The sequence below is a fragment of the Nostoc sp. genome (genome assembly GCF_035638895.1).
GTDB lineage: Bacteria > Cyanobacteriota > Cyanobacteriia > Cyanobacteriales > Nostocaceae > Nostoc.
In genome coordinates, this window is record NZ_DASQZC010000130.1 from 1 (window position 1) to 10,555 (window position 10,555).

The 10,555-nt window shown below is 46.8% G+C and carries 3 protein-coding genes; all 3 read right to left on the reverse strand.

Translation table 11 applies throughout. The features are described from left to right. Positions 1-374, reverse strand: a 374-nt coding sequence (locus VE944_RS06300; protein ID WP_324973908.1) for a beta-ketoacyl synthase N-terminal-like domain-containing protein, incomplete at its 3' end; no start/stop codon positions are given. 161 nt (positions 375-535) lie between these two features. Beyond that, positions 536-5,518: a type I polyketide synthase gene (locus tag VE944_RS06305; RefSeq protein WP_324973911.1), complete on the reverse strand. Its 4,983-nt coding sequence runs from the start codon at positions 5,516-5,518 to the stop codon at positions 536-538. Positions 5,519-5,692: 174 nt separating this feature from the next. Beyond that, positions 5,693-10,549 carry a type I polyketide synthase gene (locus VE944_RS06310; protein ID WP_324973915.1) on the reverse strand — a complete coding sequence of 1,619 codons (4,857 nt, stop codon included), beginning with the start codon at positions 10,547-10,549 and terminating at the stop codon, positions 5,693-5,695. Positions 10,550-10,555: the final 6 nt, after the last annotated feature.

Genomic DNA, 10,555 nt, shown 5'->3' on the forward strand with positions numbered 1-10,555 from the left:
TGCTGGGGGTCCATGTTCTCAACTTCCCGTGGGGTAATGCCAAAGAATTGGGCATCGAACTGGTCTACTTGGTCTAGAAAGCCGGCATTTTTAACATACATCTTTCCTGGTGCATCAGGGTCTGGATCGTAGAATTCATCAATGTTCCATCGATCTTCAGGAATTTCTGTGATGGCATCCACTCCATCGTGGAGCAAAGACCAGAAAGTTTGCAGATTGTTAGCACCCGGAAGTCGGCAACCCATACCAATAATGGCAATTGGCTCTGTTTTGGCACGCTCCATTGCGTCAAGCTTAGAGCGCATTTCTCTAACTGCCAGCAGTGCATTTTTTAAGCGATCGCGATTGTCAATAGTTTCGGGAATATTACTCATTTTAATAATTTCTGATGGTGTTTGTTTAAAGAGTTAAAAAATCGAGGATCTTTGATGCAGTAGACTGAAAATCTTTTGAAGAAGGGGTGTAGGGTTAAGAAAAAATCAGAATTGATCAAAGAGTCAACTCCCGTTATTCAAACCTCCACCCCCCTAGACCTTTAATTGACCAAGGCGGCTAATTCTGCGTCTAGTAATGAAGCCAATTCGTCTTCAGAAAATTCTTCTAGCTCTACTGAAGCTTGAGACAATTCTTTGGGATCTTTTTGTAACTCCTGTTGTGTCGATGGCTCTAGGGAAAGAATGTAGGTAGCCAGATGATTAGCTAAAACCTCAATATTTGGATAGTTAAAAACTAGTGTTGAACTTAAGGATTGTCCCAAACTGACTTCAAGGCGATTCTTCAAGTCCACAGCCATTAAGGAATCCATGCCTAATTCGAGAAAGCCCTGTTGTACGTCTGCCAGATGGGATGGTTCTAGTCCTAAAACCTCAGCAACTTGGCTTTGCAGATGAGCAATTAAGAAACTTTGACGTTTGTTGATTGGTAGGGCATCCAATTGCTCTAAAAACTGTGGGCGCAATGCTGGCTGCACTTCACCCTTTTCTTGTTGCTGTGTGCCAATTTGTTTGAGTAGCGATCGCTGTCCCTTGACTTCATAAACTGCTTTGAAGATATTCCAGTCAACCTTAGCGGCTGTTGCTTGGACAATGTTTGTACCTAAAAGCTCCGCTAGGACTGCAATCCCTTCTTCTGCTTGCCAAGGTTCTAACCCCATCCGCTTTAATAAGGTTTGAGTTTCTTCCGAAGCCATCCCACCGCCTGCCCAAGGGCCCCAATTTATGCTTAAAGCTGGTACTCCCAAAGCTCGGCGATAATGGGCAAGGGTGTCGAGAAAGTGGTTGCCAGCAGCATAATGTGCTTGTCCTCTAGAACCCCACACTGAAGCAATTGAGGAGAAACAGACGAAGAAATCTAAATTCATCCCCAAACTAAGTTGATGTAAAAGCCACCCGCCCGTTACCTTTGGCTGGAGGGTGCATTCAAGGTGCTTCAGGTCAATATCTTGTAAGACTTGATACTCAGCTATCCCAGCAGCATGAACAATTCCTTTTAAAGGAATTTGAGCATTGTGTAACTGTTCAAAAACCGCAGAGATTTGAGCCTGGTTGCTGACATCAGCCTGAGCGACGACGACATTAGCACCCATATTTTCTAAGGCTTGAATAGCCTGCACCCGTTCCCAGATTTCGGTATCCTTTGGCAAAGTTGTCCATATAGCGCGATCGGGAAGGCCCCGGCGTCCTATTAGCACCAAGTTTCGCGCCCCTTGTTCTACCAGCCACTGGGCAACTTTCAGCCCTAAACTGCCTAAGCCGCCAGTAATTAGGTAAGTACCATCAGCTTGCAATTGCACAGGTTTAGATGGCAGTTTATTGCTACGCACCAAACGAGCAACATAGCGTTTTTTCCCGCGTAAGGTGAGTTGATCCTCGCCATCAGGCTGCCAAATTTCTGTTAATAGAGAAAGAGCTTGCTGCTCGCTAGAGATACTAGGATCTAAATCTATTAACCCTCCCCAAACTTCAGAATGCTCTAGTGCGATCGCCCGGCCCATTCCCCACAAAGGTGCTTGAGCTATTGCTAAAGAAACAGATTTTGTTTCTACTGCTTGTGTGCCAGAAGTTATCAACCATAACCGAGTTAATGCTGACTTACTCTGTTTGACCAATTCCTGAACAAGATGCAGCACACTGCCACAGCCAAGTAGTTGCGCCTTCTCTAAAGAAGATGGTGTAATTTGGTCGTCCATTGCTGCATCTAAACTCCACAGATGCACTATTCCCCGACACGACAGACCATTATTTCCGAGAGTTTCCTGCAATAGTCTTTGACAGTCTTGAGGATTTGCTGGGTTGATTTTCCGATGTCCAGCTTCTAAGATTTCATAGGCTTCGCCAGGATAAATCATCACATATTTTTCACCGCGCGATCGCAGCAGTTCTGCTAGCGCCTGTCCCACGCCAGCCCGATCTGCAAATATCAGCCATTTGCCCGACTGGTTAACGGAAACAGGCGGTACACTCAAACGCTCTTGGGGTTGCCACTGCACCTCGTATAATGAATCACTCAGATAATCTGGAATCAAGTGCTGCTGATTTTGTAAGAGCAACTCTTTAAGTAGCTCATATCTGTCTGGAGAAAGCTGGACAATACGTTGAGAAAGTTGAGCAAGCTGCATACTCTCCAGGATGGATTGCACTTGTGCTGCTGGCAGTTGTTCAACTATTTCTAACTTCCGAGCTAATTGTTGAGTATCTCCAGATTGTAAAAGATTGTGAATCGGGTACTCAACATTTTTGTTTGATACAATCTGTACTTCTGGCTGCTTAGGTGCTTGGTCAAACCAATAACGCTTTCTTTGGAAGGGATAGGTAGGCAGAGGCAGGCGATCGCGTTGATAATCGTGGTCAAAGCCAGACCAGTCCACTTTCACGCCTTGGACATAGAGCGAGGCTAAACTCTGGAGCAACTGCTGCCAATCGTTTTGCCCACGGCGCAAGCTTGATAACCAAACCCCAGTTCCTTCTGGTAAACATTGCCGCCCCATCCCGATGAGTATGGGACTTGGGCCGATTTCCACAAACAATTCATACCCTTGTGCAAGGAGAGTCTGTATACCTGCGGCAAATCGCACCGTCTCCCGCACATGACGACGCCAATAGCTGGCTTGACCGATTTCTGCTCCCTGTACAATTTCTCCAGTCGCATTGGAAATCAAGTCTATCTGGGGAGTCGCATAAGTGACTGCTGCTGCTTTCTGCTCGAACTCCGCTAGCATCGGCTCCATCAGAGGAGAGTGAAAGGCATGGGACACTGTTAAGGGACGAGTCACTATTCCTTCGGCTTCTAATTCCTTTAACACCGCCTGTAAAGCCACCCCTTCACCGGAAATGACTATATTTTGTGGGCCATTAACCGCCGCGATCGCCAGTTTCTGAGTATAAGGAGTAATCGCCGCGACCACCTGCGCTTCCGATGCAAACACTGCTGCCATCTCACCCCCTGGTGGTAATGCTTGCATTAAACGGGAGCGATCGGCAATCAACTTCAACCCATCTTCTAAGCTGAACACCCCAGCTACACAAGCTGCTACATATTCACCAACACTGTGACCCATCACAGCATTCGGCTCAATTCCCCAAGAGCGCCATAATTCATACAGAGCATATTCCAAGGCAAATAAAGCTGGTTGGGTGTAAAGTGTTTGGTCGAGGGGGGAATTTTCACCTGTGGCGGGATAAATTACAGACAACAGGGGTTTTGGCAGATAAGGGCGCAAGATCGCATCGCAGCGCTCTAGAGCTTGGCGGAAAGTCGGCTGGGTATTATAAAGTTCGTATCCCATGCCTACATATTGGGAACCTTGTCCGGTGAACAAAAAAGCGATCTTGGGCCGACGACTGTCTTGAGGTTGCCCACTCAATACTCCCCATAGATGATTACCACTGCTGAAGGCTGCTAGCTGTTCGCATATCTGATCTGAATTTTCAGCTATTACTGCTAGGCGATTAGCAAATACAGAGCGACCTGTATTGGCACTAAAGCAGACATCAGCTAAGTTGAGATCGGGATCGCCTTTGAGTGCGGTGTAAAATTTACTGGCTAACTTCTGTAATCCGCCTTCAGTTTTTGCGGAGAGACTGAGCAAATGCAAGGGGCGTTCTACTTCCTTTGGCTTTTGCTGACGGATTGGCGCTTCTTCAACCACCAAATGAGCATTAGTGCCACTAAAACCGAAGGAACTCAGACCCGCGATGCGCGATCCGTTGGGCGAAGACCAGGGAGTGAGTTCTGTAGAAATTTTGATTGGCAGTTCTGCCCAAGGTATAAAAGGATTAGGGTTATGTAAATGTAGATGAGGTGGTATTTCTTGATGTTGCAAAGCCAGTACTAACTTGATTAAACCCGCCACCCCAGCTGCTGCTTCCAAGTGTCCCATGTTAGTTTTAGCTGAACCAACTATCAAAGGTTGGTCTGGAGAGCGTCCTTGACCTAGTACTGCTCCTAATGCTCGCAATTCGATGGGGTCTCCTAGTGATGTGCCTGTGCCATGAGCTTCTACATAACTCACCTGATTAGGTGCTACCCCAGCGTTAGCCAAAGCTGTGCGGATAACTGCTTGCTGAGATGGGCCATTGGGAACCGTTAAACCGCCGCTACGACCGTCTTGGTTGACTGCCGACCCCCGAATTAGGGCTAAAATATTGTCACCATCAGCGATCGCATCACTGAGGCGTTTGAGAACTACAATCCCGCACCCTTCTCCCCGTGCATAGCCATCAGCCGCAGCATCAAAGGTTTTACAGCGACCATCGGCAGCTAGCATCCTCGCTCGGCATTCATTAATAGTTACCACTGGTGTCAGAATCAAATTCACTCCCCCAGCGAGAGCCAAATTACACTCTCTGCTACGTAAACTCTGGCAAGCTATATGGACTGTTACCAAGGAGGATGAGCAGGCTGTATCTATTGCCATGCTTGGCCCTTGTAGACCGAGAGTGTAAGACAATCTACCAGAAGTAACGCTAAAAGCGCTACCTGTGGCAGTATGGGCATCGGACAGACTGGGGTCGTTAGCTGCTACCTGGAAATAATCCAGATTCATAATCCCGACAAAAACCCCAGTTGGACTACCAACTAGCTTATCCTGTGCCAGCCCAGCATTTTCTAGGGCTTCCCAACTCACCTCTAAGAGTAGTCGCTGCTGCGGGTCCATATTCACAGCTTCCCGAGGCGCAATCCCAAAAAACTGGGGGTCAAACTGATCTACCTGGTCTAGAAACCCGGCGTTACGGACATACATTTTCCCTGTAGCATCAGGATTTGGGTCATAGTAAGCCTCAATATCCCAACGGTCTGCGGGTACTTCTTTAATGCCATCTATCCCATTACGCAACATTTGCCAGTATGATTCTGGATCGTTGCTGCCTCCTGGAAATCGGCAACCTAAACCAATAATGGCTATTGGTTCTGTCTTAGCCCGTTCGTTGGCTTCTAGTTTCGCTTGCATTTCTTGCAAGGCCAAAAGAGCGCGTTTTGTTGGGGATAAAGGTTGAGAGTTTTCTAAATTGTTACTCATATCAATACGTTCTTCTATATAGGAGGTGAAAAATTGGCAAACTATAGGAATCCGATTTGATTTTTGAATTTATTTACGTAGGTAGAGAGTAGGAGACGCGATTAATCGCGTCTGTAGTAGGGAATAAGTGCAAGAAGCTCGGAATACAATTATTTTGACTTCCGCCTTGCGGTACTAGTACCTAATGCTTTCTAATTCTCTGAGCAGTAATTCTTCTGCATCTTCTTCTGAAAGCTGTTTGAGTTCTGCCGAGGTGATAATCTGTTGATGATGATTGTTCTCGATCGCAGTGGGCAATTCTGTAGACTGTTCCACAGAAAACATCTCATTAGCCAGATACTTAGCAAGAGTATCGAGAGTTGGATAGTCAAAGATTAATGTTGAAGACAAAGAGCGCCCTAGAGAAGTTTGCAGACGGTTCCGCAACTCGACGGAGGTTAAAGAGTCCATACCGATGTCGAAGAAACCTTGATGCGGCTCTAAGGAATGGGAAGAACCTCGACCCAAAACTTTAGCAACTTGGTCTTGGACGTGAGCAAGTAACATTTCGTGGCGATCGCGCACAGAAACTTTTTCTAATCGCTGGACAAACTCTAGCTGTTGTACCAATGGTGGTTCAGCTTTGGGTTGTGAGCCTAACTCGGTAAGCAACGCTGGGACAGTATCAGCAGAAAATTGCTGCATAAATTGCGACCATTCCACAGGTACTACCCCAACCTGGGCAGATGACTGTTGAAGTAATTGTCCCAGTACTTGTAATCCTTGCTGTGGTGCAATGGTATCCATCCCCATTGCTGCCAAGCGCTGTTGCTCTTGACTACCCAAGTTAGCGGCCATTCCCACTTCTGCCCAGGTACTCCAGTTGATAGCCAATCCTGGTAATCCTTGAGCGTAACGATAATGGGCAAGTGCATCTAAAAAAGCATTGGCGGCGGCATAATTTCCTTGTCCTGGTGAGCCAAGCAAGGAAGCAACTGACGAAAACATCACAAAGAAGTCTAAAGGCAAGTTCTGCGTTAAGAGGTGCAGATTCCAAGCTCCTTGGATTTTCGGAGCCATCACTTTAGTAAAGCGTTCCCAGTCTTGTTGGCGCAGCATTCCATCGTCAAGAACACCCGCAGCATGGATGATGCCTCGCAATGGCGGCATTGATTCCGCAATTTTCTCCAAGATATTGCTAACATCTCTGTGTTGAGAAACATCTCCTTTAGCCACCAGAACTTTAGCACCAGAATGCTCTAGCTGGTTCACAGCTTTGCGGGTAGCATCAGTAACATCACTGCGCCCTACTAATACTAAGTACCGCGCTCCTTGCTCCACCATCCACTCAGCGATCTTCAGTCCTAAACCACCCAGACCACCGGTAATTAGGTAAGTGCCATCGTTGTGCAAGGATAAAGGCGCTGCTGATTTACTGCTACTTTGAACCAAGCGGGCGACATAACGTTGTCCACTGCGGAAAGCTAAATGATCTTCTCTATCTGGCTGGGAAATTTCGGTAAATAGTGTGGCAGCTTCATCACCAGAGATACCAGCCGCTAAATCTACCATTCCTCCCCAAATCTCCGGGTGTTCTAGAGCGATCGCTCGACCTAATCCCCACAAGGTTGAGTGTGCCACTGCCAAGGGAGTAGCTGACGATTCTACAGGTTGAGTATTTTGTGTCACCAACCACAGCAGGGAAGACGCCGATTTTTCAACCTGGGTCAGCCCTTGCACCAAATGCAGTACACTTTGGCAACCCAATGTCTGAGCGATTTTGAGAGAATCTGCGGTGATCTCTTCTAAAGAAGGAGTATCCAATCCCCATAAGTGGACTACTCGACGCAACGGTGCTTTATATGTCTGTGAAATCTCGCGGAATAACTGCTGAAAATCCTCTGCACAGTCAGGATTGATTGTGTAATGTCCCGCCTTCGATAACTCATATCGTTCACCGGGGAAGACCATAATGCAAGTTTCGCCTTGACTTTCCAGAAGTGCTACTAGGGCTGCTGCTGTGCCTTCTTGGTCAGCGAAGAGTAACCAGCTACCTGGATGATTTGGCGCAGATTCAGTCAAATTGGATTGACGCCCTCTAGGTTGCCACTCTACTTCATAAAGCCAATTATTTAGGTTCTTTTGAGCAAATTGCAGCAGTACTTCACGTTTGGCACGCTTAACGTGCAAACCCTCAATTTCTGCTATTAACTGTCCAGCATCGTCAAAAAGGCGCAGATCGCTGATGCGGGTTTCTTGATTTGAGCTATCTTGGGGACGTATTTGACCATGAATCCACAATTGACTTTCGGGGCGACGGTATACCCGCAGATTATCCAACCCAACTGGGAGATAAGTATCTCCTTCTGCAACATCAGCTAAGGTAGCAAATAAAAGCTGAAAACCAGAATCCACTATTACAGGGTGCAACTCATAAGCTGCGGCTTCTGAAACTAATCCCAATGGCAGCCGAATCCGCCCCAGAGCTTCTCCATCGCGTCGCCAAAGTTGCTCAATTCCTTGAAAACTGTGTCCATACTCCAATCCCCGATTTCGCAGATTTTGATAGTATGTTTTGGCTGATAATTCTTCCTGAAAGCGTGCCTGGAAGTCTTTGAGAGAAATAATTTCTCCTAAGTTTGTCTGCCCTACTTGAATTTTTCCAGTTGCGTGCTGTATCCAAGAGCTTGCATCATCTGCTTGGCTCAATATTTGGAAAGAAGCTTGCCCAAGACCTTCAGGTGTCAAAATTAACTGGACAACCCGACTAGCATCTTCTGGGATAATTAGTGGTTCCTGAATCAATACCTGCTGGAGAGAAGATCCTGAGCCAAAAGCTACCTTCGCCGCAGCTAGAGCTATTTCCAAGTAAGCCGCTCCTGGCAAAACCACTATGCCGTAAACCTGATGACCAACTAGAAAGGGCTGTAAATTAATACTCAATTCCGACTCAAATAAAGTCTCCTTAATTGCTGAACGTACCTTTTGACCTAATAGCGGATGCAGATCTGTCTTGCTATTTGTTAGCTTTGTTTGGGGTTTTGCTTCAAACCAATACCGTTCGCGCTGCCAAGGGTAGGATGGTAGGCTAACAACCTGATATTCAGATGGATATAGTTGCTTCCAGTCAACGGTAAATCCTAAATTGTAAAGGTTACTTAAAGAACTAAGTAGCGTTGCCTGTTCCGGCTGACCGCGCCGCAGAGAAGATAATACGGTTCCCTCTTGACCAAGATGACTCAGACACTGGGAAATATAACCTGAAAGTACTGGGTGGGGGCTAATTTCTAGGAAAATAGTTTGACCTGCATTTACCAATTCCTCAATTGCTGATGCAAAGCGGACGGGTTGCTGTAGGTTGCGTCCCCAGTAGGCGGCATCGAAATCTGCACCATTACTAGACTGACCTGTAACGGTTGAGAAGATGGGAATCTTTGCGGCTTGTGGCTGGAGTTGATCTAGTGTTTCTACCAATTCCTTAGCAAACGGTAACATTTGCGGGCTGTGAAAGGCATAATTCACTGGTAGCAACTTGCAGAAAACCGTTGGTTGTTCGCGTTGGAGTAATTCTAGAAATGATTCTATAGCAGCAGCTTCTCCCGAAACTACGGTGGAAGTGGGACTATTAATAGCAGCGATCGCTAGTCGTCCTTCGTATCCACGCAACCAATACTCTGTGTCTTTTGGCGATAATTCCACGGCTGCCATTTTGCCATTGCCAGTTGCTTGTTGCATTAAACGACCGCGATCGCAAATTAGCTGCACGGCATCTGCTAAACTCAAAACGCCGGCAATATGGGCTGCTGCTACTTCACCCAGACTATGACCCACTACTGCTTTTGGCTCAATACCCCAAGCACGCCATAGACGAGCAAGCGCCACTTGCAGCGCAAAAATAGCTGGTTGGGCAATCTCTGTCTCTTGCAAACGTGACTCGGCCGTATCTGCTGTCAATTCTGCTAATAAAGACCAATTAGTATGAGATTTGATTAGGGCATCACACTCTTCTATAATGGCGCGAAAGACTGGTTCCTGTTCTAGTAACTCCCGACCCATCGCCCACCATTGGGGGCCTTGGCCGGAGAAAACGAAAACTAGTTTCGGACGGCGATGCTTGCGATTAGAAGCTTGATTAATCTCTAACTTGCTTTGTAAAAAATCTTGTAACTTTTCTTGGAGTTGTGTAGGAGAATCAGCCAGCAAAGCCAGACGGTGTTCATAGTGAGTGCGTCGCACACTCGCTGTATAACAAATATCTGCTAGTGAGACAGCATCGGGTTCTTGAGTTTCTAGAAAATTCCGATAAGCTTGTGCTAGTGATTTCACACCTTCCTGGCTCTGGGCTGACAGGGGTAGTAAGTAAGATTGTTGCTGTTGCGATATATCTGCGGATTGGGGAGGCTGTTCTAGGACAACATGAGCATTAGTTCCTGCAAACCCGAAAGAACTAATGCTAGCTTTGGCTGGACTAGACCCTTGAGGCCAAGGAGCCAAAGACTGCTGGACTCGAATGGGTAGAGTGTCAAAAGGAATATAGGGGTTAGGCTGGTGAAAATGTAAATTTGGTGGTATCTCTTGATGCTTGAGAGATAACGCAACTTTAATCAAACCAGCGATGCCAGAGGCTGCTTCTAAATGCCCAATGTTGCTTTTTACCGAGCCGACGGCGCAGTAATTTCCACTAGGACGGTCGGTATCTAATACTGTTCCTAGCGCGATCGCCTCAATGGGATCTCCTAAAGGAGTGCCAGTACCGTGCAACTCAACATAGCTAATTTCAGATGGTGCCACCCCAGCATTGTCCAATGCTTGACGAATTAGTGCTTCTTGAGCAGGGCCGAATGGCACGGTTAATCCCTTACTGCGTCCATCATGGTTAATCGCACTGCCGCGAATCAGGGCATATATCTGGTCATTATCTGCCAGAGCTTGCGATAAAGGTTTGAGGACAATGAAACCAGACCCTTCACTGCGAACATAACCGTTAGCTTCGGCATCAAAGGTTTTGCAACGACCATCGGGAGACAAAGCCTTTAGGTTAGTTAAACCAATGTGTCC